General features: G+C 70.2%; 29 protein-coding genes. All 29 read left to right on the top strand.

All coding sequences use genetic code 11. The features are described 5' to 3' along the window. The first annotated feature begins 73 nt into the window (after nucleotides 1–73). Nucleotides 74–868, top strand: coding sequence for a flagellin (locus MJ604_RS01385; protein WP_243056483.1), 795 nt, complete (start codon nucleotides 74–76; stop codon nucleotides 866–868). 130 nt (nucleotides 869–998) lie between these two features. Then, nucleotides 999–2,354 (top strand): flagellar filament capping protein FliD, encoded by a 1,356-nt coding sequence (gene fliD / locus MJ604_RS01380; RefSeq protein WP_243056482.1) that lies wholly within the window; start codon nucleotides 999–1,001, stop codon nucleotides 2,352–2,354. Between the two features lie 11 nt (nucleotides 2,355–2,365). After that, nucleotides 2,366–2,752, top strand: a complete 387-nt coding sequence (gene fliS / locus MJ604_RS01375; protein ID WP_243056481.1) for a flagellar export chaperone FliS — start codon at nucleotides 2,366–2,368, stop codon at nucleotides 2,750–2,752. Further along, entirely contained in the window at nucleotides 2,749–3,132 is a 384-nt protein-coding gene (locus tag MJ604_RS01370) for a hypothetical protein (protein WP_243056480.1), read from the top strand. Before fliS ends, MJ604_RS01370 begins: the two co-directional genes overlap by 4 nt. Nucleotides 3,133–3,269: 137 nt before the next feature. Continuing rightward, nucleotides 3,270–3,620: a flagellar basal body protein gene (locus MJ604_RS01365; protein ID WP_308194102.1), complete on the top strand. Its 351-nt coding sequence runs from the start codon at nucleotides 3,270–3,272 to the stop codon at nucleotides 3,618–3,620. Continuing rightward, nucleotides 3,620–4,012: a flagellar basal body rod protein FlgC gene (locus MJ604_RS01360; protein ID WP_243056479.1), complete on the top strand. Its 393-nt coding sequence runs from the start codon at nucleotides 3,620–3,622 to the stop codon at nucleotides 4,010–4,012. The genes MJ604_RS01365 and MJ604_RS01360 overlap by 1 nt, the downstream gene beginning before the upstream one ends. After that, a complete protein-coding gene (fliE, locus tag MJ604_RS01355; RefSeq protein WP_243056478.1) occupies nucleotides 4,012–4,335 on the top strand; it encodes a flagellar hook-basal body complex protein FliE in 324 nt (107 codons plus the stop codon). Before MJ604_RS01360 ends, fliE begins: the two co-directional genes overlap by 1 nt. Next, the gene (gene fliF, locus MJ604_RS01350) at nucleotides 4,332–5,927 is read left to right on the top strand and encodes a flagellar basal-body MS-ring/collar protein FliF (RefSeq protein ID WP_243056477.1); all 1,596 of its coding nucleotides are present in this window, start codon (nucleotides 4,332–4,334) and stop codon (nucleotides 5,925–5,927) included. Before fliE ends, fliF begins: the two co-directional genes overlap by 4 nt. After that, nucleotides 5,927–6,940 carry a flagellar motor switch protein FliG gene (fliG, locus tag MJ604_RS01345; RefSeq protein WP_243056476.1) on the top strand — a complete coding sequence of 338 codons (1,014 nt, stop codon included), beginning with the start codon at nucleotides 5,927–5,929 and terminating at the stop codon, nucleotides 6,938–6,940. The genes fliF and fliG overlap by 1 nt, the downstream gene beginning before the upstream one ends. After that, on the top strand, nucleotides 6,924–7,601 hold the full coding sequence (locus MJ604_RS01340) for a FliH/SctL family protein (RefSeq protein WP_243056475.1): 678 nt from the start codon (nucleotides 6,924–6,926) through the stop codon (nucleotides 7,599–7,601). Before fliG ends, MJ604_RS01340 begins: the two co-directional genes overlap by 17 nt. Further along, nucleotides 7,598–8,905, top strand: coding sequence for a FliI/YscN family ATPase (locus MJ604_RS01335; RefSeq protein ID WP_243056474.1), 1,308 nt, complete (start codon nucleotides 7,598–7,600; stop codon nucleotides 8,903–8,905). The genes MJ604_RS01340 and MJ604_RS01335 overlap by 4 nt, the downstream gene beginning before the upstream one ends. Further along, entirely contained in the window at nucleotides 8,902–9,345 is a 444-nt protein-coding gene (locus tag MJ604_RS01330) for a flagellar FliJ family protein (protein WP_243056473.1), read from the top strand. The genes MJ604_RS01335 and MJ604_RS01330 overlap by 4 nt, the downstream gene beginning before the upstream one ends. A gap of 11 nt (nucleotides 9,346–9,356) precedes the next feature. Continuing rightward, nucleotides 9,357–10,277 (top strand): transglycosylase SLT domain-containing protein, encoded by a 921-nt coding sequence (locus MJ604_RS01325; protein ID WP_243056472.1) that lies wholly within the window; start codon nucleotides 9,357–9,359, stop codon nucleotides 10,275–10,277. Beyond that, nucleotides 10,274–11,524 (top strand): flagellar hook-length control protein FliK, encoded by a 1,251-nt coding sequence (locus tag MJ604_RS01320; protein ID WP_243056471.1) that lies wholly within the window; start codon nucleotides 10,274–10,276, stop codon nucleotides 11,522–11,524. The genes MJ604_RS01325 and MJ604_RS01320 overlap by 4 nt, the downstream gene beginning before the upstream one ends. Nucleotides 11,525–11,533: 9 nt before the next feature. Next, nucleotides 11,534–12,040, top strand: coding sequence for a flagellar hook assembly protein FlgD (locus MJ604_RS01315; RefSeq protein ID WP_243056470.1), 507 nt, complete (start codon nucleotides 11,534–11,536; stop codon nucleotides 12,038–12,040). 51 nt (nucleotides 12,041–12,091) lie between these two features. Beyond that, the gene (locus tag MJ604_RS01310; protein WP_243056469.1) at nucleotides 12,092–12,961 is read left to right on the top strand and encodes a flagellar hook-basal body complex protein; all 870 of its coding nucleotides are present in this window, start codon (nucleotides 12,092–12,094) and stop codon (nucleotides 12,959–12,961) included. Between the two features lie 166 nt (nucleotides 12,962–13,127). Next, nucleotides 13,128–13,406, top strand: coding sequence for a flagellar FlbD family protein (locus MJ604_RS01305; protein WP_243056468.1), 279 nt, complete (start codon nucleotides 13,128–13,130; stop codon nucleotides 13,404–13,406). Next, the gene (locus tag MJ604_RS01300; RefSeq protein ID WP_243056467.1) at nucleotides 13,406–14,173 is read left to right on the top strand and encodes a motility protein A; all 768 of its coding nucleotides are present in this window, start codon (nucleotides 13,406–13,408) and stop codon (nucleotides 14,171–14,173) included. Before MJ604_RS01305 ends, MJ604_RS01300 begins: the two co-directional genes overlap by 1 nt. After that, on the top strand, nucleotides 14,173–15,072 hold the full coding sequence (locus MJ604_RS01295) for a flagellar motor protein MotB (RefSeq protein ID WP_243056466.1): 900 nt from the start codon (nucleotides 14,173–14,175) through the stop codon (nucleotides 15,070–15,072). Before MJ604_RS01300 ends, MJ604_RS01295 begins: the two co-directional genes overlap by 1 nt. Then, nucleotides 15,069–15,512, top strand: coding sequence for a flagellar basal body-associated protein FliL (fliL, locus tag MJ604_RS01290; RefSeq protein ID WP_243056465.1), 444 nt, complete (start codon nucleotides 15,069–15,071; stop codon nucleotides 15,510–15,512). The genes MJ604_RS01295 and fliL overlap by 4 nt, the downstream gene beginning before the upstream one ends. Before the next feature lie 136 nt (nucleotides 15,513–15,648). After that, complete coding sequence (locus MJ604_RS01285; RefSeq protein WP_243056464.1) at nucleotides 15,649–16,599, top strand: flagellar motor switch protein FliM; 951 nt, start codon at nucleotides 15,649–15,651, stop codon at nucleotides 16,597–16,599. Continuing rightward, nucleotides 16,596–17,360: a flagellar motor switch protein FliN gene (fliN, locus tag MJ604_RS01280; RefSeq protein ID WP_243056463.1), complete on the top strand. Its 765-nt coding sequence runs from the start codon at nucleotides 16,596–16,598 to the stop codon at nucleotides 17,358–17,360. The genes MJ604_RS01285 and fliN overlap by 4 nt, the downstream gene beginning before the upstream one ends. Before the next feature lies 1 nt (nucleotide 17,361). Next, nucleotides 17,362–17,763: a flagellar biosynthetic protein FliO gene (locus MJ604_RS01275; RefSeq protein ID WP_243056462.1), complete on the top strand. Its 402-nt coding sequence runs from the start codon at nucleotides 17,362–17,364 to the stop codon at nucleotides 17,761–17,763. Continuing rightward, on the top strand, nucleotides 17,760–18,563 hold the full coding sequence (fliP, locus tag MJ604_RS01270; RefSeq protein WP_243056461.1) for a flagellar type III secretion system pore protein FliP: 804 nt from the start codon (nucleotides 17,760–17,762) through the stop codon (nucleotides 18,561–18,563). The genes MJ604_RS01275 and fliP overlap by 4 nt, the downstream gene beginning before the upstream one ends. 8 nt (nucleotides 18,564–18,571) lie before the next feature. Beyond that, on the top strand, nucleotides 18,572–18,841 hold the full coding sequence (locus MJ604_RS01265; protein ID WP_243056460.1) for a flagellar biosynthetic protein FliQ: 270 nt from the start codon (nucleotides 18,572–18,574) through the stop codon (nucleotides 18,839–18,841). 7 nt (nucleotides 18,842–18,848) lie between these two features. Beyond that, nucleotides 18,849–19,610 (top strand): flagellar biosynthetic protein FliR, encoded by a 762-nt coding sequence (locus MJ604_RS01260; RefSeq protein WP_243056459.1) that lies wholly within the window; start codon nucleotides 18,849–18,851, stop codon nucleotides 19,608–19,610. A gap of 7 nt (nucleotides 19,611–19,617) precedes the next feature. After that, nucleotides 19,618–20,757 (top strand): flagellar biosynthesis protein FlhB, encoded by a 1,140-nt coding sequence (locus MJ604_RS01255; RefSeq protein WP_243056458.1) that lies wholly within the window; start codon nucleotides 19,618–19,620, stop codon nucleotides 20,755–20,757. Nucleotides 20,758–20,833: 76 nt separating this feature from the next. Next, entirely contained in the window at nucleotides 20,834–22,885 is a 2,052-nt protein-coding gene (gene flhA / locus MJ604_RS01250; RefSeq protein WP_243056457.1) for a flagellar biosynthesis protein FlhA, read from the top strand. Then, the gene (locus MJ604_RS01245) at nucleotides 22,882–23,190 is read left to right on the top strand and encodes a hypothetical protein (RefSeq protein WP_243056456.1); all 309 of its coding nucleotides are present in this window, start codon (nucleotides 22,882–22,884) and stop codon (nucleotides 23,188–23,190) included. The genes flhA and MJ604_RS01245 overlap by 4 nt, the downstream gene beginning before the upstream one ends. Nucleotides 23,191–23,428 lie beyond the last annotated feature (238 nt).

Here is a 23,428-nt window from a genome sequence, read left to right as displayed (position 1 = left end):
CGCCGATAGACCCTCTGACGGATCCCACGGATGGGGTCCAGCAGTCACACCCCCCAAGGAAGGAACCCCCCTCATGGCACTCCGCATCAACCAGAACGTCGACGCCCTCAACTCGTACCGGAACCTCTCGGTCACCCAGGGCCAGCTGTCGAAGTCGCTCGAGAAGCTGTCGAGCGGTTACCGGATCAACCGTGCCGGCGACGACGCCGCCGGTCTCGCGATCTCCGAGGGCCTGCGCGCCCAGGTCGGCGGCCTCAAGGTCGGCGCCCGCAACGCCCAGGACGGCATCTCGGTCGTGCAGACCGCTGAAGGTGCGCTCACCGAGGTTCACTCCATGCTGCAGCGCATGAACGACCTCTCGGTCCAGTACCAGAGCGGTGCGGTCACCGGCAACGCCGACGCCGAGGCCGCCCTGCAGGGCGAGTTCGACGCTCTCCACTCGGAGATCGTCCGGATCAAGGACAACACCAAGTTCAACGGTGTGGCCCTGTTCAACGACGCTGACCTGACCTTCCAGGTCGGCTACGACACCGCCGACACGATCACCGTCGACGGTGCGGCCGCCCTCAAGGCGTTCGACGTCTCCGGCGCGGTCATCACCGACTCCACCACGGTGCAGACCGAGATCAACTCGATCTCCACGCAGCGTGCGTCGCTCGGTGCCCTGCAGAACCGGTTCGAGCACACCATCAACTCGGTCAACACCGCGATCGAGAACCTGTCCGCGTCGGAGAGCCGCATCCGCGACACCGACATGGCCCAGGAGATGATGAGCTTCACCCGCTCGCAGATCCTGTCGCAGGCTGGCACGTCCATGCTGGCGCAGGCGAACCAGGCCCCGCAGGGCGTTCTCTCCCTGCTGCGCTGATCTCGTAGGTGGATCAACCACCGGCTGATTCACCGACGGTTCCCATGGATCCCCGGGGGAGTGTCACCACTCCCCCGGGGATTCCGGGCAGTTAGACCTGCCCACCTTTTCTGACAAGCAGGAGGATCTCGTGGCAACGAGCAGCATCAGCGGACTGGCGAGCGGCCTCAACACCGCCGACATCATCGACCAGCTCATGCAGCTGGAGGCGCTTCCGCAGACGCGACTCGAGACCCAGCAGGCCGCCGAGAAGGCCAAGCTCGCTGCGCTCCGTGCGACCAACACCGACACGACGCTGCTGCGCGACAAGGCCGACATCCTCTCGAAGGCCACCACCTGGCAGACCGTGAAGGGCACCGTCACCGGTGCCGGCGCTACCGGCGTGACCGTCAAGGTCGCCGGCAGCGCGGCTGCCAACTCGTTCGCCATCACCGTCGACAAGCTGGCCGCCAAGCACCAGCTCGGCTTCACCGACTCCGCGGACCTGAACGACGTCGTCGTCACCGGGTCCAGCGTGAAGATCACCAGCCACGACGGCACCGAGCACGACATCGCGACCGGCGACGGCACGCTGACCGACCTGGTCGCCGCGATCAACGCCTCCAGCAAGGACACCGGCGTCTCCGCGACCGCGGTCAAGACCGCCGACGGCACCTACCGCCTGCTCGCGCAGTCCACCGCGACGGGCGCCACCACCGACTTCACGCTGACCAACGACGACGGCAGCGATCTCATGGGCGGCGCGACCGTCTCGGCCGGCGCCGACGCGCAGATCAGCCTGGGCGCGGGCATCACCGCGACGTCGAGCAGCAACACGTTCACGAACCTGGCCCCCGGCGTCGACGTCACCCTCGACCCGACCGCCGCGATCGGCTCCAAGGCGACCATCACGATCGCCCAGGACCCCACCACGATCACGGACACGGTCAAGGCCCTCGTCACCCAGCTCAACTCCCTGCTGGGCGGGATCGACAGCCTGACCGCCACCAAGACCGCGACCTCGGCGGCCGGAAGCCTCGCCGGCGACTCGACCGCGCGCGCCGTCCGCAACTCGCTCCTCGAGACGGTGTTCATCAAGGGTGGCACCAGCACGATGGCCGACGTCGGCATCCAGACCGACCGCTACGGCAAGCTCGTGTTCGACGAGGCCAAGTTCAAGGAGGCCTACGCCAAGGACCCGGATGCCGTGGCCGCGATGTTCACGTCCGGCGCGACGACCGCGACCGACGGCTGGGCCGCTCGCCTCAAGGCGACCGCGACCGTGGCCTGCGACCGGGTGAGCGGCACGCTCACCTCGGCGATCTCGAGCCGCGACGCGACGGTCACCCGCTTCACCAAGTCCATCGCCGACTGGGACGACCGTCTGGAGCTTCGCCGGGCGGCGCTGGAGAAGCAGTACTCCGCACTCGAGACCGCACTGTCTGGCCTGCAGAGCCAGGGCAACTGGCTCGCCAGCCAGATCGCCGGTCTCCCGAGCTGGTCGTGAGGTAACCACCGATGAGCATGCAGAACCCGCGAGACACCTATCTGGCCGCGACCGTGCAGACGGCGAGCCCCGCCCAGCTGCTGGTCATGCTGTGCGAGCGGCTGAACCTCGACCTGGAGCGGGCCGCCGAGGCACTGCGCTCGGGCCGTCCGAGCGACGCCCACGCGCCGCTGCTGCACGCCCAGGAGATCGTGCTCGAGCTGCGGGCCAGCCTCAAGGTCGACGCCTGGGAGGGCGGACCGGGCCTGGCTGCCATCTACGACTTCCTCCACGGCCAGCTGGTCAAGGCCAACATGGCCAAGGACCTCACGATCACCGAGTCCTGCCTGACCCTGGTCGCGCAGCTCCGTGACACCTGGCGTGATGCCGCCATGTCGCTGCTCCAGGCGTCGGCATGAGCACCACCGCGCACCGCCGGGTGACCCGGCTGACCGCAGACGACCTGCAGCCGGGCGCGCTCGACGCGCGCAACCACCTGCACTGGGAGACCGCCCTCGACCGCCTCGAGCTCGAGGTGATCTACGTGGAGCGGCTCCTCGTCGACCCCGAGTCCGACCACGAGGCGCTGGACCCGTGGGACGAGCCGCAGCTGGCCGGCCCCATCCCCGCCGACCTGGTCGACCGGGCGATCGAGATCCGCCAGCGCCAGGAGCGCGCCGAGCGCGCCCTGTCCCACGTGGTCGACCGCACCCGCCGGCAGCACCAGTTCGCCGCGCGCGTCGACCGGGCGACCAATGGCCGCAGCCGGCCGTCGCTCTACCTCGACATCGACGCCTGATCCGGCTCAAAACAGGGCGAATCTCCCTCGACATCTTCTCAAGTCGAGCGATCAGACGCCGAAGTAACCAGTGAGCGACGGATTGCTCTCCCCCTGGCCGATGGACCGGCACCACCCTCGTATCAACGGAGGTTGGCGTGTCGTTCGCCATTTCAGGTCCGGTCGGTGCGGTGCTCGACTCAGCACTGGACGGTATCGCCCAGCGCCAGCGGGTCATCGCTGACAACATCGCGAACGTCGACACCCCCGGCTACCGCGCCGTGAACGTCGACTTCGAGACGAGCCTGCGCGCAGCGATCAGCTCCGGCGAGTACACCGCCGACCTCCAGCCCGCGCTCCTCGCGACGGATACCCCGGTGGGTGCCAACGGCAACAACGTCGACCTCCGCAAGGAGACGATGGCCGCCGTCCAGACCCAGTTCCAGTACCAGATCATGACGCGGGCGACGACCGACCGCTTCGACCTGATGAAGACGGTCGCTCAGTAATGGGCGCCTTCGACACGCTGCGCATCGCGAGCTCCTCGCTCGGTGCGCACCAGACGTGGCTCGACACGCTCGCGTCGAACATCGCGAACGTCAACACCGTCACCAGCACCGACCAGGACGCGTTCCAGGCCCAGATGCTGATCATGCGCGCGTCGCAGGACGGTGGCGTCGAGGTCGCCGGCCTCGCGGTCAGCGACCCGGCCGGGCGACTGGTCTCCGACCCGTCGAACCCGCTCGCCGACGCCGACGGCTACGTGCGAGCCCCCGAGATGGACCTCTCTTCCCAGATGACCCAGCTGGTGATGGCGCAGCGCGGCTTCCAGGCCGCCGCCCAGGTCACCAAGGACGCGCAGGAGACCTACGGCGCTGCGCTTCAGATCGGACGTGCCTGATGAGTGTGAACGCGATCGAGGCTCTCGGCTTCACGCCGAGCGTCGCCCCCGTGATGCCCGCGGGCACCGAGGCGGTGAACGAGACCTCGAAGACCGGCGGCGCCGCCTTCGGCGACATGCTCGTCTCGGGCCTGGACCGCCTCGAGGCCGTCCAGGACAAGTCGGACCGCCTGGCCGTGCAGGCCGCGACCGGCGACCTGGACGACATCCACGACTACACCGTCGCCGCCACTGAAGCCTCCGTCACCGCGCAGCTCACGGTCGCCGTGCGCAACCGCGCCATGGAGGCCTTCAACGAGATCATGCGGATGCCGATCGGATGAAGCAGAACCTCAACCGGACGCTCACGCGCGTCCGTACCACGTTCATGGCGTTCACGCCGGGCCAGCGCGTCATCACCGTCGTCGGTGTGGCCGCGCTCGTGCTGGCGGCGTTCATGGTCTTCCGCTGGGTCTCGACCCCGAACTACGCACCCCTGTACAGCAACCTGGCGTCCGAGGACGCGTCGGCGATCGTCGACGAGCTCGCCGCCGAGGGCACGCCGTACCAGCTCGCCGACGGCGGCGGCACGATCATGGTGCCGCGCGACGACGTCTACTCGACGCGGATCGCGCTGAGCGGCAAGGGCCTGCCCGAGTCCGGTGGCGACACCGGCTACTCGCTCCTCGACGGCCAGGACATCTCCACCTCGGAGTTCCAGGAGCAGACCGACTTCAAGCGCGCGATGGAGGGCGAGCTCGCCAACACCATCGAGGCCGTCGACGGCGTGAACACCGCGATCGTCCACCTCGCGCTGCCGGAGAAGGAGGTCTTCTCCGACGAGCAGGACCCGCCGACCGCGTCCATCCTGATCGACACCAGCGCCGGCACCACCCTGGAGCCCGAGCAGGTCCAGGGTGTCGTCCACCTGGTCGCCTCCAGCATCGACGGCCTTGACCCGGCCGACGTCACCGTGACCGACGCGTCGGGCAAGGTGCTCTCGAACGGCGACGACGGCGGCGCCATGGGTGCGAGCTCGCGCGACCAGCAGCTCAACGACTTCCAGCAGGCCACCGTCAAGCGGATCCAGACGATGCTCGACACCGTCCTCGGCCCGGGCAACTCGATCGTGCAGGTGACCGCGGACCTCGACTTCGACAAGTCGATCCAGGAGTCCACCACGTACGACAAGGCGGACGACGCCCCGGTGATCTCCTCCAGCGAGAACACCGAGAAGTACAGCGGCCCGGCCGGCGCCGGTGGCGCGACCGGCGTCGTCGGCCCGGACGGCCAGATGGACTCGTTCACGAACGGCACCGGCGGCAACTCGGCGTACCAGAAGCGCTCCATCACCCTGGACAACGGCGTCGGCAAGACCGTCGAGCACCGGGAGACCGCTCCCGGCAGCGTGAACTCGATGCACGTCGGCGCCGTCCTCGACACCACGGCCGCCCAGGCGGTCAACGTCGCCGACGTCCAGGAGCTCATCGAGGGCACTCTCGGCATCAACCTCAAGCGCGGCGACACCGTCGAGGTCTCGACGATGCCGTTCGACCGCACCGCCGACGAGGCCGCGGCCGCCGAGCTGGCTGCCGCCGCCAAGGCTGCGAAGGACGCGGAGACCTGGAAGCTGGCCCGCAACCTCGGCATCGGCGTCGCGATCCTGCTGATCGTCCTGCTCGCCTGGCTCAGCGCTCGCCGCCGCGCCAAGAAGAAGGAGGAGCAGACCGCCTACCTCGTCGAGCAGCTGCGTCTCGACGCAGCCGACCGCGCCGCCTCGGCGGTCGCGATCGAGCCCAACCCGGCGCTGGCTGCGCTGGAGGCTGCTGAGCACAACGCGGCCGACGAGATGCGGCTCGAGCTCGCGAACCTCGCCGACGGCCAGCCCGAAGACGTCGCCACGCTGCTGCGCGGCTGGCTGGTGGAGCGCTCCTGATGACCGTGAACGTGGCAACCATGGGCGTCCGCAAGGCCGCCATCGTCCTGATCCAGCTCGGCAAGGACGCTGCCGCCCAGGTGCTCAGCCACCTGTCGGACAGCGAGGTCGAGGCCATCTCGGCCGAGATCGCCCGACTGGAGTACGTCGACTCCGCGGAGAGCACCTCGGTCCTCGAGGAGTTCCGCGAGATGGCCAAGGCCCGCGCCAACTGGGCGCAGGGTGGTCTCGGCTTCGCCAAGAACATGCTGGAGCAGTCGCTCGGCGCCGAGAAGGCCGCCGAGATCATGGAGCGGCTGCAGGCCGCCGCCATCCAGATGCCGTTCCAGTTCCTGCACCGGGCCGACCCGGTCCAGCTGCGGACCTTCATCGCCGACGAGCACCCCCAGGTGATCGCGCTGGTGCTGGCCCACATGACGCCGGACAAGGCGTCGCTGGTGCTGTCCGGGCTTCCGTCGAGCCAGCAGGCCGCAGTCGCCCACCGCATCGCGGTCATGGACCGGACCTCGCCGGAGATCATCCGGTCGGTCGAGGCCAACCTCGAGCGCAAGCTGTCGTCGGTGCTGCAGCCCAGCGAGATGTCCCGCGTCGGCGGCGTCGACCCGCTGGTCAACATCATCAACCGGTCCGACCGCCTGACCGAGCGTCAGATCGTCGAGGGCCTCGAGGCGCTCGACGCCGAGCTGGCCGACGAGGTCCGCAGCCGGATGTTCATGTTCGAGGACATCGTCCACCTCGAGGACCGCTCCATCCAGCTCGTCGTCCGCCAGGTCGTCGAGGCCGACCTCGCCCTCGCCCTCAAGGGTGTCAGCGAGGCGGTCCGCAACAAGATCACCGCGAACCTGTCGACCCGGGCCGCCGAGAACCTCGTCGAGGAGATCGAGCTGCTCGGCGCCGTCCGCCTCGTGCAGGTGGAAGAGGCTCAGCAGTCGGTGATCCGCGTCATCCGTCAGCTCGAGGAGCAGGGCCAGATCACCATCCACCGGGGCAGTGACGATGAGCTTGTCGTCTGACCTGGGCGAGGCCGGCTACGAGACCGTGGTCCGGCCCGACCTGCGCACCGGAACGTGGACCCGCCTCGGCGACCACGCCGTCCTCGGCGACGAGGTCACCGAGGCTGCCCTCGGCGTCCTCGCCGAGCGGACCCGGGACGCCGCGCGCGCCCAGGGCTACTCCGTGGGCTGGGCCGAGGGACGCCGGGAGGCGCTCGAGCTGGCGGCCGTCACGGCCACCCTGGTCGAGCAGCGCCACGAGGAGGAGGAGCTGCGCCGCGAGCGCGAGCACCAGGCCGCGCTCCTCGCGCTGGTCGCTGCCGCCGACAAGCTGAGCTCCGCCGCCCAGGAGGTCGCGACCCGGATCGCCGACCAGGCCGTCGACCTCGCGTTCGAGCTGACCGAGACGATCCTCGGGCACGAGCTCACGGTCGAGGCCTACCCCGGCGCGTCCACCGTCAGCCGCGTGCTGGCCGTGCTGCCCGACGACCCCACCACCACGGTCCGGCTGCACCCCACGGTCGTCCACAGCGACGCGGTCGCCGCCCTTCACGAGCACGGTGTCCGCCTCGTGGTGGACCCCGACCTCGCACGCCACGACGCCGTCGTGGAGACCGAGACCAGCGCCATCGACCTGCGCGTGGGCACCGCCCTCACGCGGCTCCGGGAGGCACTGCGATGACCGTCCTCACCGAGGCCCGGGTCGACCGGGCCCGCGTCGCCGTGCGTCCCGCCCAGCGCGGTCGCGTCGTCGGCCTGCTCGGCCTGCGCGTCACGGTCGCCGGCGTCTCCGCTGCGCTCGGCGACCTGCTCGAGGTCGACGGCGCTGCCGGCATCGTGCCGATCGAGGTCGTCGCCAGCGACAAGAACCTGCTGACCTGCCTCCCGCTCGCCGAGACCACCGGCCTGCGCGCCGGCGACCACGTCCGCGCGACCGGCGAGGGCCTGCGGATCCCCGTGGGCGAGGCCCTGCGTGGCCGCGTGCTCGACGGCCTCGGCCGCCCGATCGACGGCGGCCCGGCGTTCGGCCACCTCGACAGCGTGGTCGTCGACAACACCCCGCCCGCCGCCCTCAGCCGTCCGCGGATCGACACCCAGCTCGGCCTCGGCGTACGCGCCATGGACTCCCTGATCGCCTGCGGGCGCGGCCAGCGCCTCGGCATCATGGCCGGCTCCGGCGTCGGCAAGTCCTCCCTGCTCTCGATGATCGCCCGCGGCACCGACGCCGAGATCTCCGTGATCGCCCTGATCGGTGAGCGTGGCCGCGAGGTCCGGGAGTTCCTCGAGAACGACCTCGGCCCCGAGGGCCTGGCCCGGTCGATCGTCGTCGTCGCCACCTCGGACGAGCCCCCCGTCGTCCGCCTGCGTGCCGCGTTCGTCGCCACCCGGATCGCCGAGTGGTTCCGCGACAGCGGTCGCCACGTCGTGCTGATGATGGACAGCCTCACCCGCGTCGCCCTCGCCCAGCGTGAGATCGGCCTGTCCGCGGGCGAGCCGCCGGCCACCCGCGGCTTCCCGCCCAGCGCGTTCGCCCTGCTCCCCCGCCTGCTCGAGCGTGCCGGTACGTCGCCCGAGGGCAGCATCACCGGCCTGTACACCGTCCTCGTCGAGGGCGACGACCTGCAGGACCCGATCGGTGACGCGGCCCGCTCGATCCTCGACGGCCACGTCGTGCTGTCTCGCGAGCTGGCGACGTCCGCGCACTTCCCGAGCATCGACGTGCTCGAGTCGATCTCGCGCGTCGCCTCGGCGATCACGACCCCGGAGAGCAAGCAGGACGCCAACCGGATGCGCCGGCTGCTGGCCGCGCACCGCTCGGTCAAGGAGCTCGTCGAGATCGGCGCGTACGTCGCCGGCGCGGACGCCGATGCCGACGCGGCGATCGCCCTGCTCCCCCGGATCAACGACTTCCTGCGCCAGGACATGGACGACACCACGCCCGCCGCCGACACCTGGTCGGCCCTGCGCGAGCTGATGGCCTCATGAAGCGCGCCGGTTCGAACCTCCGCGGCCTGGTCCGCCTCCGCAGCGTGCGCGAGCGCGACAGCCGGATCGGTCTCGCGGCCGCCCTCGCCGAGGAGCGCGCCGTCCTCGACCAGATCGCCGAGCTCGAGCGCCAGCTGGCCGCGGTGTCGACCCACGCCACGACCGACGTCGCGTCGTTCCAGGCTCGTCAGCACCACCGCGAGGCCCTGGGCGACGCGCTGGTCGCCGCCCGCGCCGGCCTCGAGTCCGCCCAGGGGCTGACCCTCCTGGCCCGCAACCGTTGGATCGAGGACCGCAGCCGGCTCGCCGCTGTCGAGTCCCTGGTCGCCCGCCGCGTCGCCGCCGCGCTCCAGGAGCGCCGTCGTCGCGAGGACCGCGAGCAGGACGAGGTCGGCACCGACCTCTGGCGCCGCGCCCAGAGTGAGATGGAGGCGTCGTGAGTGTTCAGGAAGTGACGAGCCGGATCGCACAGATCCAGTCGCAGCTGGCGGCGCTCGCGCCGCGGCAGACCACGAGCACCACCGGCACCCAGTTCGCCGACCAACTCAGTCAGGTCACCGACGGCACCACGACCGCGACCGGCAGCAGCCAGGGCGAGGCCGTGGTCAACGCGGCGCGCAAGTACATCGGCGTGCCCTACGTCTGGGGCGGCACCGACCCGAACACCGGGCTCGACTGCTCCGGCCTGGTCCAGCGGGTCTACAAGGACCTCGGCTACGAGCTGCCGCGGGTGTCGTACCAGCAGGCCGAGGCCGGCCGCCCTGTCGAGGGTGGGCTCGCCAATGCCCAGCCCGGCGACATCCTGGCGTTCGGCTCGCCGGTGCACCACGTCGGCATCTACATCGGCGGCAACCAGATGATCGAGGCGCCGCGTCCGGGCCAGGACGTCAAGGTCAGCTCGGTCTACGAGACCCCCACCGCGATCCGCCGGATCCTCCCGGACCCGTCCGCCGCGGTGAGTCCCCTGACCGCCCCCAGCGGCAGGGTCGCCGCGGGCACGCCGTACGCCGCGCTCTTCGAGCAGGCCTCGCAGCGGTACGGCGTGAGCTCGAAGCTGCTGGCCGCCGTCGCGAGCCAGGAGTCCGGCTTCAACCCGCAGGCCACCAGCCCGGCCGGCGCCCAGGGCCTGATGCAGCTGATGCCGGCGACCGCGCAGGGCCTCGGGGTCACCAACCCCTACGACCCGGCCCAGGCCGTCGACGGCGCCGCCCGCCTGCTGAGCGGGCTGCTCGACCGGTTCGGCAGCACCGAGCTCGCACTGGCGGCGTACAACGCCGGTCCGGGTGCGGTGCTGCGCTACGACGGCATCCCGCCGTACACGGAGACCACCAACTACGTCCGCTCCATCATGTCCAAGCTGGAGGCCGCATGACCACCACCCCGATCGGTCTGTTCCCGGGTCTCGTCCCCGGGCAGGCCGGGCAGTCCACCGGGCAGGCCGGCACGTCCGGCTCGACCGGCTCGACCGGCGACGCCTTCCTCGCCCTGGTCCAGGGCCTGCTCGACGGCGCGGCGCAGCCGGGCGGCGACCTCGCCGCGGCCGTGCCCGGCCAGGAGCCGGTGCAGCTGCCTGTCGAGGGCTCCACCGCGGCGACCGCCGACGTCATCGACGCGCTGGTGAAGCCGGCCACCGAGGACGCTCAGCTCGCCACCGTCGTCCCGGACGCCCCGGCCGTCGACGTGCCCACGACCTCACTCCCCGACATCAACACCGCCGCTGCCGCGGTCGTCCCCGTCCTCGCGCCGGTGACGATCCAGGCCCCGCCGGCCGAGCAGGCGTCTGCCGCCACCGCGACCGCGGCGCCCGCGGTGGCCGCCGTCCCGGCCGTCACCGCCGCGGTCGCCACCCCCGCGGCGCTGCCGACGACCCCCGTCGCCGATCGGCCCGCGTCGGCCAAGGCCGACGAGCCCACCGTTGCCACGGGAACGGCCCCGACCTCGGCGCCGGACGCCGAGCTCCCCGACGTCGCCGTCGCCGGTGTCGAACAGCGCCCGGCCACCTCGGAGCAGCGCTCCGCCACCGCACCGGCCACGACCACCGTGGCTCCGGTCGCCGGCACCGCTCCGGTCACGACCACGTCGTCGGCCGCACCGGTCGACGCCAGCCAGGTCACGCGGCAGGTGTTCCCCGAGGTCGTCCGCGTGGTCAACAACCCGAACGGTCCGCAGCGGGTCACCATCAAGCTGAACCCCGAGGCGCTCGGCGAGGTCCGGGTCGTCCTGACCAGCCGCGGCGGCAACCTCGAGGTCAGCCTCGCGGCCGGCGCCGACGCCCGCGCGGCGCTCACCGAGGGCGCCTCCGAGCTGCACCGCCTGCTCGACCTGGTCGGCCGCGGTGACTCGCGCATCGTGGTCCGCGACCTGCTCGGCGCCCAGCCCGGCACGACGGTCAGCCAGCCCGCGGCCGCGTCCAGCGGCTCCGGCGTACCCACCGACCTCGCCGGCGGAGCCGGCAGCTGGACCGGGCGCCCGGGTGGCGAGAACGCCACCGGCGGCCAGTCCCGGAACCACACGAACGGAAGCAACAACGCCACGGACGGCACCCAGGCCCCGACGAACCCGTCGCGGCCCACCGAGTCAGTCACGCAGGCCCGTACGGGCCTCGACGTGACGATGTGAGGAGCCACCGTGACCGTAGGGGCCACTGAAGCCGTCGGTACGACGACGCAGCCCGGGCTGTACACGCCCGCCAACCAGTCCAGCAGCGAGGACAAGGAGATGTTCCTCAACCTGATGGTCGCCCAACTGCGCTACCAGGACCCGCTGAACCCGGCCGACTCCGGCGAGTTCCTCGCGCAGTCCGCGCAGTTCACGTCGCTGGAGAAGATGCAGGACGTCGCCGACCAGACCGCGGCGCTCCTCGCCACCTCGGTGTCGTTCGGCGCCAGCAACATGGTCGGTCGCAACGTCACCTACATCGACGCCGACGGCAAGCCGATCTCCGGTGTGGTCGATTCGGTCAGTTTCGACGCCACCGGGCCGATGCTCCAGATCGGCGGCCAGAGCGTCTCTCTCGGCCAGGTCCAGTCCGTCGGGACCCCGCCGGCCCCGACGACCCCGACGACCCCGACCGACGACACCTCCACCGGTGACACCACCACGGGTGACACCACGGGCGACACGCCCGCTCCCTGAACCTCAGACCCCTGACCCCCCAGATCCACTGACACCCCCCAGGAGATCCACATGCTTCGCTCCCTCTTCGCCGGCATCAGCGGCCTGCGCGTGAACCAGACCATGCTCGACGTCACCGGCAACAACATCGCCAACGCGAACACCGCCGGCTTCAAGTCCAGCTCCACGGTCTTCTCGGACACCCTGTCCCAGATGCTGACCAACAGCTCCGCGCCGAACGCCGCTGGCGGCGCCGGCGGCACCAACCCGATCCAGGTCGGCCTCGGCGTCCAGGTCGCGGCGACCAACACCAACTTCAACCAGGGCTCGGCGCAGACCACCGGCCGCCCGACCGACCTGATGCTCCAGGGCGACGGCTTCTACGTCATCAACCGCGGCGGCACCACGACGTACACCCGCGCCGGTGCGTTCAACTTCGACCCGAACCGCGACCTGGTGAACCCGGGTGGCGGCTACGTCCAGGGCTACGCGGTCGACGCCGCCGGCGACCCGGTCATGAGCTCGCCGTCCGACGCCAGCGACCTCGGCAAGATCACGCTGCCGACCCAGGACTCGACCGGCACCTACGACCTGCAGTCGTACGAGATCGGCCGCGACGGCAAGGTCACCTGCACGTTCGAGGACGGCTCGAAGGAGGTCATCGCCCAGATCGCGATCGCCGACTTCGCCAACCCGATGGGCCTGAACAAGACCGGCGAGACCAGCTTCGGCGAGAGCACCGCCTCGGGCGCCGTCCAGCTCGGCGTCTCCGGCCAGGGCACCCGCGGCTCGATGGTCTCCGGCGCGATCGAGATGTCGAACGTCGACCTCGCGCAGGAGTTCACCAACCTGATCCTCGCCCAGCGCGGCTTCCAGGCCAGCTCGCGGGTCATCACGACCTCCGACCAGGTCCTCGAGGAGCTCGTCAACATCAAGCGCTGACGGCCGACCGCCGGCGCACCGCGTGCCCGGCACCGACTCCTCCACAGGAGGCGGTGCCGGGCGCTCGCTTTTTCGGACGTACATCTCAGGTCTGGACCAGGCAGGCCGATGAATACCCCGAGCAGCCACGGACGGCCGCTCGCACCACAGCCCAAGGACGGTACCCATGATCACGCTCACGCGACTCTCCGGAACGGTGTTCGCTCTGAACTCCGACCTGATCGAGCGCATCGACGCGACGCCGGACACGGTCATCACGCTGGTCGACGGCAAGAAGTACGTCGTCGTGGACGCCCTCGAGGACGTCGTCTCCGCCGTGCGCCGTCACCGCGGTGAGGTCCTGGCCCTGAGCACCCTCCTCGACGTCGAGCCGTGGCAGGAGCCCAGTCCTAGCCACCTCGGCACCGTGACCGAGCTCCACCGAGTCGATGGGACGGAAAGCTGATGGATCCGGCAACCCTGATCGGCATCCTCCTCGCGTTCGTCATCGTCGTGGTGGTGAACGTCATGGAGGGTGGAAACCCCATGGCGATGATCCTGATCCCGCCGATGCTCCTGGTGTTCGGCGGCACGCTCGTGATCTGCCTGGCGGGCGGCACGATGGCCGACGCGAAGCTCTCGTTCCGTGGCCTGATCAAGGCGTTCACCAGCCCCGCGCCGAGCGGCGCCAAGCTGGTGCCCGAGCTGGTCACCCTCGCCGACAAGGCCCGCCGCGAGGGCCTGCTGGCCCTGGAGGACTACGTCAGCGACCTCGAGGACCCGTTCCTGGTCAAGGCACTGACGATGGCCATCGACGGCACCGACCCCGAGGAGCTCCGCGACATCCTGGAGGCCGAGGTCCACGCCAAGAAGGCGGAGACCAAGCAGGCCGCCAAGTTCTGGAACTCCGCCGGCGGCTACGCGCCGACCATCGGCATCGTCGGCACCGTCATGGGCCTGATCCACGTGCTGGAGCAGCTCGCCCAGCCCGAGAAGCTCGGCCACCTGATCGCCGGCGCGTTCGTCGCCACCCTGTGGGGCGTGCTGTCGGCCAACGCGATCTTCCTGCCCGTCGGCGCCCGCATCACCCGGCTCGGTGAGCTCGAGGTCGCCCAGATGGAGCTCGTGATCGAGGGCGTCGGCGCACTGCAGGCCGGCTCCAACCCGCGTCTGGTCGCGCAGCGACTGCGTTCCCTGCTCCCGGCGAGCCAACGCGAGGAGGAGGCCGCCTGATGTCAGCCCCCCGAAGCCGGCGCCGCAGGCAAGAGGACCACGAGGAGCACGAGAACCACGAGCGGTGGCTCGTGACGTACGCCGACATGCTCACGCTGCTGATGGTGCTGTTCATCGTCATGTTCGCCATGAGCCAGGTCGACCAGACCAAGTACGAGGCGCTGCGCGACAGCCTGTCCGTCGGGTTCGGCGCGGAGTCCAACGTGCTCCAGGGCAGCAAGTCGATCCTCGACGACAACGACGCCGCGGTCGAGCCCGACCTGGTCACCGGCTCGCTGATCGACAGCCTCGACACCCCGCCCGGGAACCCCGTCACGTCCGACGCGGAGACCGAGCGCCAGCGCCAGCTCGCCGCGGCACGCGCCGAGGCGAGCAACCTCAAGGCGGTCGAGGTGAAGCTGCTGGGCGCCTTGAAGGCGAAGGGTCTGCAGGACGACGTCCGCACGATCATCGACGAGCGCGGCCTGGTGGTCAGCCTGGTGTCGCGGCACGTGGTCTTCCAGCCGGACATCGCGTCGCTGAGCGCGCGCGGCCAGCAGGTCGTGGACACGCTGGCGCCGGTGCTCGCGGACATCCCGAACGCCCTCCGCCTCGATGGTCACACCAACCAGGAGCCGGTCCGCCCCCGCCTCTACGCCACCGACTGGGACCTGTCGGCCGCGCGCGCCGTGACGGTGCTGCGCCGGCTGAACGAGCTCCACGGCATCCCCCAGAGCCGGCTGTCGGCCTCCGCCTTCGGCCACACCGAACCACTGATCGACCCGAGCCTGCCCGCGTCTCAAGACATCAACAAGCGGGTCGACATCGTCGTCCTCCCGGGAACCGACGCCATGTCGAGCCAGCTGATCGACGACGTCATCAACGCCCGATCGGGCGCCAACCAGGGAGTTGAAGGATGAGCACCAAGACGAAGGAAGCGCCCGAGGCCACCGCCGACGGCGACGAGAAGCCCAAGAAGAGCAAGAAGAAGCTGATCATCATCGCCCTCGTGCTGGTGCTGGTCGGGGGCGCCGGCTACTGGTTCTTCCTCAAGCCGTCCAGCGCCGAGGCCGCGCCCGTCCCCGGTGAGGTGGTGCCTCTCGAGGCCATCCAGATCAACCTCGAGGAGGGGCACTACCTGCGCCTCGGCCTGGCCCTGCAGCTGGTCGAGGGCGCCCACGAGGTCGACGGCAGCAAGGCACTGGACGCCACCATCGAGCTGTTCAGCGGCAAGTCCATGGAAGAGGTCCAGACCGCCAAGGAGCGCAAGCACTTGAAGGAGGAGCTCGAGGAGGAGCTCGACCACGCGTACCACGGTGAGGTGCTGGAGGTGTATTTCACCGACTTCGTCACCCAGTGACCCCCTAGGAAGGCCCCTAGGAGCTCCCAGTACCCCGAGGCGTGACCCTCACCCGGACACGGTGTGATCTGGGTCACACTTCGGGCGGATCCTCGAATCCACTCAAGTCGGCGTCCCCAGCGCCGAATGGTTGGGTGTGCCCCCCACCGAAGAGCTCACCGCGCACCCCGAGGCGGTTGAGCCTGCCCGCGCCGACCGGCGTCCCGAGCCGCAGCCGTACGACTTCCGGCAGCCGATCCAGCTGTCGCGCGAGCACTCGCGGATGCTGCAGCTCGCGCTCGACGGGTTCTGCCGCCAGGCGACGACCGTGTTCACGTCGTCGCTGCGCACCGTCTGCGTCGTCACCCTCACGTCGGTCGACCAGCGCACCTACGCCGAGTACATCGACTCGCTCGACAGCTCGACGTACCTGACGATCTTCTCGGCCGACCCGCTCTTCGCGCAGGGCGTCTTCGAGGTCCCGCTGGTCGCGATCATGACCTGCGTCGACCACATGCTCGGTGGCCCGGGTCGCATCGACCAGCCCGAGCGCCCCCTGACCGAGATCGAGGCCGGCGTCGCCGGCGGCATGGTCGAGCGGCTGCTCGGCGAGATGCGCTACTCGATGGCGACGATCGGCTCGTTCCAGCCGAAGGTCCGCGGGGTCGAGTACAGCCCCCAGTTCGCCCAGGTGGCGGGCGCGGCCGACGTGATGGTCGCTGCCGCCCTGGAGCTCAAGATCAACGAGCGCAGCTTCCGGATGACGCTCTGCATGCCGTTCTCCGGCCTGCTCCCCCACCTGGTCCGCGCCGGCGCCCCCGCCGAGCTCTCCGACCACGAGCGGGTCAAGCGCGAGCGTGCCGCCGCCGAGCTCAAGCAGCAGTTCCAGCGGGTCCCGGTCGACGTCGCGGTCCGGCTCCGGCCGACCAACCTCGGCCCGGTCGACCTCGCCGCCCTCAAGCCCGGCGACGCCCTGCGGCTCGCCCACCCCGCCGCGGCCCCCCTCGAGGTGGTCGTCGACGGCATCAACTTCGCCCACGCCACCGCCGGTGCCAGTGGACACCGACTCGCCGCCCTCATCGTGGGCACCTCGAAGGAGAACGCATGACCACCGCGCCGACCGCCGACATCCAGATCGCCATCACCGCGGCCAGCGCCGCGGCCGCCGTCCTGCCGGCCGCCGAGCCGCTCACGGCGGGTACGCCGCTGCAGGGTGGCGAGGGCGTGGCCGAGCCGTTCGCCGGTGCGGTCGTCGCGGACCTCGAGGGCGACGCGACCGGTCGCGTGGCCGTGCTGGTCGGCGACGACCTGGTCACCGCGCTCGCCTCCAGCCCGCTCGGCGGGCTCGACCTGGCCGCTGCCATCCAGCCGACGCTCGACGCGTTCGCGGAGGCCCTCGGCGCCCGCGTCGGCGCCGCCCGTCAGCTCGACCCGTCGCTGGTCGTCGGAGACGTCGGCTTCCCGTTCGTGACGATCCCGCTCAACGGCACCGAGACCGCCGCCGCGATCCTGGTCCCCGAGGCCGTCCTGCTCGACGCCGCCTTCGCGTCCCCGGCTCCGTCCGCCCCCGCGCCGATCGCCGCGCCTGTCACCGAGAACGCGGCGCCGCGCGCCACGCAGTCGCGCGGCATCGAGATGCTGCACGGCGTCGACATGGAGGTCACCGTCGAGATCGGCCGCGCCCGGATGACCGTGCGCGAGCTGCTCGACATGGCTCCCGGCACCGTCCTCGAGCTGGACCGCGCCGCCGGCAGCCCGGCCGACCTCCTGGTCAACGGCCGGCTGATCGCCCGCGGCGAGGTCGTCGTGATCGACGAGGACTACGGCCTGCGCATCACCGAGATCCTCACCGACGGCGCGGCGAGCTGACGTGGTCGAGCTCGCCGTACGCCTGGTCCTCTCGCTCTCGCTCGTCCTCGGCCTGCTGCTCCTCCTCGCCCGCGTCGGGGGCCGCAAGTTCCGCGGCAAGAGCGGCGCGATGGTGCAGATCCTGCACCGCCAGCACATCACCCGCGGCTCGACGATCTCCGTCGTGTCGGTCGGGTCGAAGGTCCTGGTCCTCGGCACCACCGAGCACCAGGTCCGCGTGCTCACCGAGCTCGACCCCGACGAGATCGAGCTCCCCGAGCTCGAGGAGGCTGTCGAGGACGACGCTCCGAAGAAGCCCATGATCTCGCTCCCCCAGGGATCGACCTCGCCGCTCGCCGGCTCGGTCCTGAGCGTCGACACCTGGAAGCAGGCCCTCGCGGCCGCGACCAAGAGGGCGTCGTGATCGGGCGGAAGCTCGGCCGGGCCCTGTTCGTCGCCGCGACCCTCCTCGTCACGGTGTTCCTGCTCCCGGCCGTCGCGAACGCGGCCCCCGGCGGCCCGAACGGTCCGGACGGCCCGAGCGGTGGGACCGGAGGCTCCGACGTCACCGTGAACCTGGACGGCATCACCAACGACCCGAGCAACTCGGTCGTGGTGCTGATCGGCCTGACGCTGATCTCGCTGCTGCCGGCGATCCTGCTCAGCTGCACGGCGTTCACCAAGATCTTCATCGTCCTCGGCCTGACCCGCAACGCGCTCGGTCTCCAGCAGACCCCGCCGAACCAGGTCCTCGCCGGCCTCGCGCTCTTCCTCAGCCTGTTCGTGATGGGCCCGGTGCTCTCCGAGATCAACGAGGTCGCGCTCCAGCCCTACCTCAACGGCGACAAGACCGCGTCGCAGGCGATCGAGGCGGGCACCGAGCCGCTCAAGGACTTCATGCTCGACAACACCGACGACGACGAGCTGGTGCTGCTCACGAACGTCGCGGACCGGGAGCTGCCGGCCAACCGGGAAGAGGTGTCGATGACGACGCTGATCCCCGCGTTCGTGCTGACCGAGCTCAAGCAGGCGTTCATCATCGGCTTCATCATCTTCATCCCGTTCCTGGTCATCGACCTGGTCGTCAGCGGGGCGCTGATGGCGCTCGGCATGATGATGATGCCGCCCGTCATGGTGTCGCTGCCGTTCAAGCTGCTGCTGTTCGTCCTCGTCGACGGCTGGGCGCTGGTCATCAAGGCCCTCGTCTCCAGCTACGGAACCTAGGGGTCCCCATGACTGACACCGCCATCATCGAGATCGCGCTGCACACCATGGTCGTCGCACTGAAGCTCTCCGCGCCGATCCTGGTCACCTCGCTCGTCATCGGGTTCACGATCTCGCTCTTCCAGTCGCTGACCCAGATCCAGGAGGTCACGCTGTCGTTCGTGCCGAAGCTCCTCGGTGTCGGCATCGCGCTGCTGTTCTGCGGCAACTGGATGATGCACACCCTGGTGACGTTCACCAACGACCTGTTCGCGGGGCTGCCCGCGATGCTCAACTGACCGGCCGATGACGCTCACCGTCGCCGGCGAGCCACTGATCGCGTTCCTGCTCGCGTCGGTGCGGATCGCGGCCTGGATGGCCGTGGTCCCGCCGTTCTCCGGCAGGAGCGTCCCGCCGATGGCCAAGGCCGTGCTCTCGCTCGGTCTCGCCTTCGCGGTGGCCCCCAGCGGCCAGCAGATCCCGGCGACCACGATCGGCCTGCTGATCAACGTGTTCACCCAGGTGCTGATCGGCGTCTCCATGGGCTTCATCTGCCGACTCCTCTTCGAGGCGATCGCCGCAGCGGGATCCCTCATCGACGTGTTCGGCGGCTTCTCCCTCGCCTCGGGCTTCGACCCGATGTCGATGAACAACACCACGGTGTTCGGCAAGTTCCACCAGATGCTCGCGACGGTGCTGCTGTTCATCAGCGGCGGCTACCTGATCGTGATCGGTGGCCTGCTCAAGACCTTCGAGTTCCTCCCTCTCGGAACCTCTCCCGAGTGGCACACCTTCGAGGGCGTGCTGCTCACGGCGTTCGACCTGTTCTTCACCACCGCCGTGCAGATCGCGCTGCCGATCATCGCGGTGCTGTTCATCGCCGACATCGGCCTCGCACTGCTCACGAAGGTGGCGCCGCAGCTGAACGCGATCAACGTGATGTTCCCGGTCAAGATCGGGCTGACCCTGCTGCTCGTCGGGCTGACGTTCCCCGTGCTCCCCGGCGCGATCGACCACCTGGTCGAGCTCTCCACGCAGGCGATGTCCACGATGTCGGGCGCGGGGTGAGCGACCGATGAGCGGTGAGAAGACCGAGAAGCCCACAGCGAAGAAGAACAAGGAGAACCGCAAGGAGGGCAAGGTCCCCCGGAGCCAGGAGGTCGGCGCCTGGGCGGCCCTGCTCCTGTTCGCGGGCGTCATCCCCAAGCTGCTCGGCCACGAGATCGGCGTGCTCGAGGAGCTGATGGCGACCTGTCTGTCGTCCGCCGGCGAGGCCGACGTCTCCCTGGCGTTCGAGCTGCTCGGCCGCGGACTCACCCACGTGCTGCTCGCGCTGCTGCTGCTCGGCGCCGGCGTGATGCTGGTGAGCGTCGCCGGAGCCCTCGCGCAGGGCGGGTTCTTCCTCGCGACCAAGTCCCTCAAGCCCAAGCTCAGCAAGATCAACCCGCTCGCCGGGTTCAAGCGCATGTTCGGCATGCGGCTGCTCTGGGACGGCGCGAAGATGCTGCTGAAGAGCGGCCTGGTCGCGTTCCTCGTCTGGATGTCGATCAAGGCGATGCTGCCGTACGTCGGCGGCATGGTGCCGATGGACGCCGTCATCAACGGCTTCGCCGACAACGCCCTCGGGATGCTCCGCAACGTCGCGCTCATCGGCGTCCTGCTCGCGCTCGCCGACTACGGCTTCCAGCGCCACAAGACCGGCAAGCAGACCAAGATGTCGAAGGAAGACATCAAGCAGGAGCACAAGCAGTCCGACGGAGACCCGCTGCTCAAGGGCGCGATCCGCTCCCGCCAGCTGGCCATGGCCCGCAACCGGATGATGGCCGACATCCCGACGGCCGACGTCGTCCTCGTGAACCCCACCCACTTCGCGGTGGCGCTGAAGTACGACGCCGAGAAGGGCGCACCGCGCGTCGTCGCCCGTGGCGCCGGCGTGATCGCGCAGAACATCCGCGAGAAGGCGACCGACGCCGAGGTGCCCCTGGTGCGCGACGTGCCGCTGGCGCGCGCGCTGTACCACAGCACGACCGTCGGGCAGGAGATCCCGGTCGAGCTGTTCGGCGCCGTCGCCCAGGTGCTCGCGTTCGTCATCAGCCGGCGTACCAAGGGACAGCGCGGCGGCGAGCACAAGAGCCCGCGCATCGACGCGCCGCTGCCGGAGGTCGCGCGACCGGGTCGCCGTAATGCTTCAGATCAGGTCAGCGCCAGCCGATGAGACTCCTGACGCCAGGACGGAGTCGGAGTGTGGTGCCAGGGACGGCGCTCGTCGAATCGACTCATGGAGGCGTTCCGTGCCCTTGAAGCGGCTGTCCCAGCTGGCCGTACCGGTCGGCATCGTGATGATCATCGTGATGCTGGTCGTGCCGCTCCCTGCCGTGGTGCTGGACCTGCTGATCGCGTTCAACATCACCGGCGCGCTCCTGGTCCTCCTCGTCGCCATGTTCGTGAACCGGCCTCTCGACTTCGCCGGGTTCCCTGCCGTCATCCTGGTGATGACGCTGTTCCGGCTCGCGCTCAACGTCAGCGCCACCCGACTGGTCCTCCTCGACGGGTACGCCGGCAAGGTGATCGAGACGTTCGGCCACTTCGTGGTCGGCGGCTCCCTGATCGTCGGCATGATCGTGTTCGCGATCCTGCTCGTCATCCAGTTCGTCGTCATCACCAACGGTGCCGGCCGCGTCGCCGAGGTCGGGGCCCGCTTCGCCCTCGACGCGATGCCCGGCAAGCAGATGGCGATCGACGCCGACCTGAACTCCGGCCTGATCTCCGAGGACGAGGCCCGCGTGCGGCGCGCCGAGGTGCACGCCGAGGCCGACTTCTACGGCTCGATGGACGGTGCCTCCAAGTTCGTGAAGGGTGACGCCATCGCGGCGGTCATCATCACGCTGGTCAACCTGATCGGCGGCTTCGCCGTCGGCGTCGCCCAGCAGGGCATGTCGTTCGGCGAGGCGATCGAGACCTACAGCCTGCTGTCGATCGGCGACGGCCTGGTCTCGCAGATCCCCGCGCTGCTGCTCTCCGTCGCGACCGGTCTGATCGTGACCCGCTCGGTCAGCAAGTCCGACATGGGCTCCGACATCATCCGCCAGCTCGGCGCGAACCGGATGCCGCTGCGCGTCGCCGGCTTCGCCTCCCTCGGCCTGTGCCTGATCCCGGGGCTGCCCAAGATCCCGTTCATCCTGGCCGGCGGCGTCATGCTGATCTTCTCGGCCCGGATCCCCAAGGACGACGAGGTCGAGGCCGTGGCCGCGACCGACGCCCCGTCCAACGCGCTCGCCATGCCGGAGACCCCGGAGCTGCTCGCCGAGCAGATCCAGGTCGACCCGCTCGGCCTCGAGCTCTCCGCGGACCTCATCGACCTGGTCGACCCGTCCAGCGGTGGCGACCTGCTCGACCGCGTGAAGTCGCTGCGCCGCAAGATCGCCACCGACCTCGGCATCGTCGCGCCGCCGGTGCGCACCCGCGACAACCTGCAGCTGCCGTCGCGGACCTACGCGATCATGCTGTTCGGCGTCGAGGTCGCCCGCGGCGAGGCCCCTCCGGGCACCGTGCTCGCGATCGGCGACTACCTCGGCTCGCTGCCCGGCGTCCCCACCCAGGAGCCGGTCTTCGGCCTCGAGGCCAAGTGGATCCCGGCCGAGCTGCGCAGCCAGGCCGAGCTGTCCGGCGCCACGGTCGTCGACCGCGCGTCGGTCATCACGACCCACCTCGCCGAGGTCATCACCGCGCACGCCGCGCGGCTGCTCGGCCGCGAGGACGTCCGGATGCTCACCGACGTCGTCAAGCGCACCCACCCCGTCGTCGTCGACGAGCTCACCCCCGCCCAGCTCAGCCTCGGCGAGGTCCAGCGCGTCCTGCAGTCGCTGCTCGAGGAGGGTGTCTCGATCCGCGACCTGGTCCGGATCTTCGAGGCGCTGTCGCTGCGCGCGGCCCGCACCAAGGAGCTCGACCCGCTCGTCGAGGCCGCCCGCATGGCGCTCGGCCCGGCGATCGTGGCGCCGTACCTGGTCGACAAGGCCCTGCACGTCATCACGCTGGACCCGCAGCTCGAGCAGCGGATCCTGGAGTCGCTGCGCCCCTCCGAGCACGGTCATGCGATCGCGCTCGACCCGGACACCAGCCAGGCGCTGCTCACCAACCTCGCGCAGATGGCCGCCGACGTCGAGAACCGCAACATCCGTCCGGTGCTCGTGTGTGCGCCGCAGATCCGGGCCGCGGTCCACCGCCTGGTGAACCCGATGGCCCCGCGCCTGGCGGTGCTCTCCTACCAGGAGCTCACCGGGGCTGACCAGATCCGCTCCGAGGGCGTCGTCGGAGCCGAGCAGAGGCTCGTCCACGCATGATGCCCTGGTCGCTCCCCGTCGTGGCCTGCACCCTGCTGATGGGGTGGCCGGCATTGTGGGCTGCCCAGGTCGACGGGACGCTGTCCCCGGACGTGGCGTACCAGCGGCTGTTGCTCTGCCTGCTCGCCGCCTGGGCCGGCTGCGCCCTGGTCGCGAACCTCTCGCGAGGTGCGGTCGCCGCCAACGAGGCCGCGATCCGTGCCGCCGAGAAGGCGATCGCCGACGCCGAGGCGGAGGCCGAGGCCGCGCGGGAGGCCGCGCGCCTCGAGGAGGAAATGCAGCGACCCGCAGACGCGGCCCCCTGATCGGGGCCACTCCGGCGGACGTGAAGGCCGGATCGTCTGCGGGTCGGGCGACTGCTTGGGATTCACCAGCAGCCAACTGCTGATGGACTGCTAGCGGGCAGTCACCTCACGCGTCCTGAAAGAACTCATTCTTCGGACCACCTCCTTTCCCGTGTGAGTTCACGGTAGGCCGCCGTCGGACGCCGTTCAAGGCATTAACCGCCCGGCCGTCGGCTCCGGAGCGCCTACCTGGCAGCCG

This window comes from Nocardioides sp. SR21, from assembly GCF_022761125.1.
In the GTDB taxonomy this organism is placed as follows: Bacteria; Actinomycetota; Actinomycetes; order Propionibacteriales; family Nocardioidaceae; genus Nocardioides.
Note: the sequence above shows the minus strand (reverse complement) of the source record. Positions and strands in the feature narration are given on the sequence as shown.

Excerpts from the sequence above, each read along its gene's own strand:
- MJ604_RS01320 (WP_243056471.1), top strand. The coding sequence starts at position 10,274 with ATGACCACCACCCCGATCGGTCTGTTCCCGGGTCTCGTCCCCGGGCAG.
- fliN (WP_243056463.1), top strand. The coding sequence starts at position 16,596 with ATGACCACCGCGCCGACCGCCGACATCCAGATCGCCATCACCGCGGCC.
- MJ604_RS01305 (WP_243056468.1), top strand. The coding sequence starts at position 13,128 with ATGATCACGCTCACGCGACTCTCCGGAACGGTGTTCGCTCTGAACTCC.
- MJ604_RS01255 (WP_243056458.1), top strand. The coding sequence starts at position 19,618 with ATGAGCGGTGAGAAGACCGAGAAGCCCACAGCGAAGAAGAACAAGGAG.
- MJ604_RS01310 (WP_243056469.1), top strand. The coding sequence starts at position 12,092 with ATGCTTCGCTCCCTCTTCGCCGGCATCAGCGGCCTGCGCGTGAACCAG.
- MJ604_RS01335 (WP_243056474.1), top strand. The coding sequence starts at position 7,598 with ATGACCGTCCTCACCGAGGCCCGGGTCGACCGGGCCCGCGTCGCCGTG.
- MJ604_RS01360 (WP_243056479.1), top strand. The coding sequence starts at position 3,620 with ATGGGCGCCTTCGACACGCTGCGCATCGCGAGCTCCTCGCTCGGTGCG.
- MJ604_RS01245 (WP_243056456.1), top strand. The coding sequence starts at position 22,882 with ATGATGCCCTGGTCGCTCCCCGTCGTGGCCTGCACCCTGCTGATGGGG.
- MJ604_RS01260 (WP_243056459.1), top strand. The coding sequence starts at position 18,849 with ATGACGCTCACCGTCGCCGGCGAGCCACTGATCGCGTTCCTGCTCGCG.
- MJ604_RS01295 (WP_243056466.1), top strand. The coding sequence starts at position 14,173 with ATGTCAGCCCCCCGAAGCCGGCGCCGCAGGCAAGAGGACCACGAGGAG.
- MJ604_RS01340 (WP_243056475.1), top strand. The coding sequence starts at position 6,924 with ATGAGCTTGTCGTCTGACCTGGGCGAGGCCGGCTACGAGACCGTGGTC.
- fliE (WP_243056478.1), top strand. The coding sequence starts at position 4,012 with ATGAGTGTGAACGCGATCGAGGCTCTCGGCTTCACGCCGAGCGTCGCC.
- MJ604_RS01265 (WP_243056460.1), top strand. The coding sequence starts at position 18,572 with ATGACTGACACCGCCATCATCGAGATCGCGCTGCACACCATGGTCGTC.
- fliG (WP_243056476.1), top strand. The coding sequence starts at position 5,927 with ATGACCGTGAACGTGGCAACCATGGGCGTCCGCAAGGCCGCCATCGTC.
- MJ604_RS01385 (WP_243056483.1), top strand. The coding sequence starts at position 74 with ATGGCACTCCGCATCAACCAGAACGTCGACGCCCTCAACTCGTACCGG.
- MJ604_RS01330 (WP_243056473.1), top strand. The coding sequence starts at position 8,902 with ATGAAGCGCGCCGGTTCGAACCTCCGCGGCCTGGTCCGCCTCCGCAGC.
- MJ604_RS01370 (WP_243056480.1), top strand. The coding sequence starts at position 2,749 with ATGAGCACCACCGCGCACCGCCGGGTGACCCGGCTGACCGCAGACGAC.
- fliS (WP_243056481.1), top strand. The coding sequence starts at position 2,366 with ATGAGCATGCAGAACCCGCGAGACACCTATCTGGCCGCGACCGTGCAG.
- MJ604_RS01300 (WP_243056467.1), top strand. The coding sequence starts at position 13,406 with ATGGATCCGGCAACCCTGATCGGCATCCTCCTCGCGTTCGTCATCGTC.
- fliF (WP_243056477.1), top strand. The coding sequence starts at position 4,332 with ATGAAGCAGAACCTCAACCGGACGCTCACGCGCGTCCGTACCACGTTC.
- fliL (WP_243056465.1), top strand. The coding sequence starts at position 15,069 with ATGAGCACCAAGACGAAGGAAGCGCCCGAGGCCACCGCCGACGGCGAC.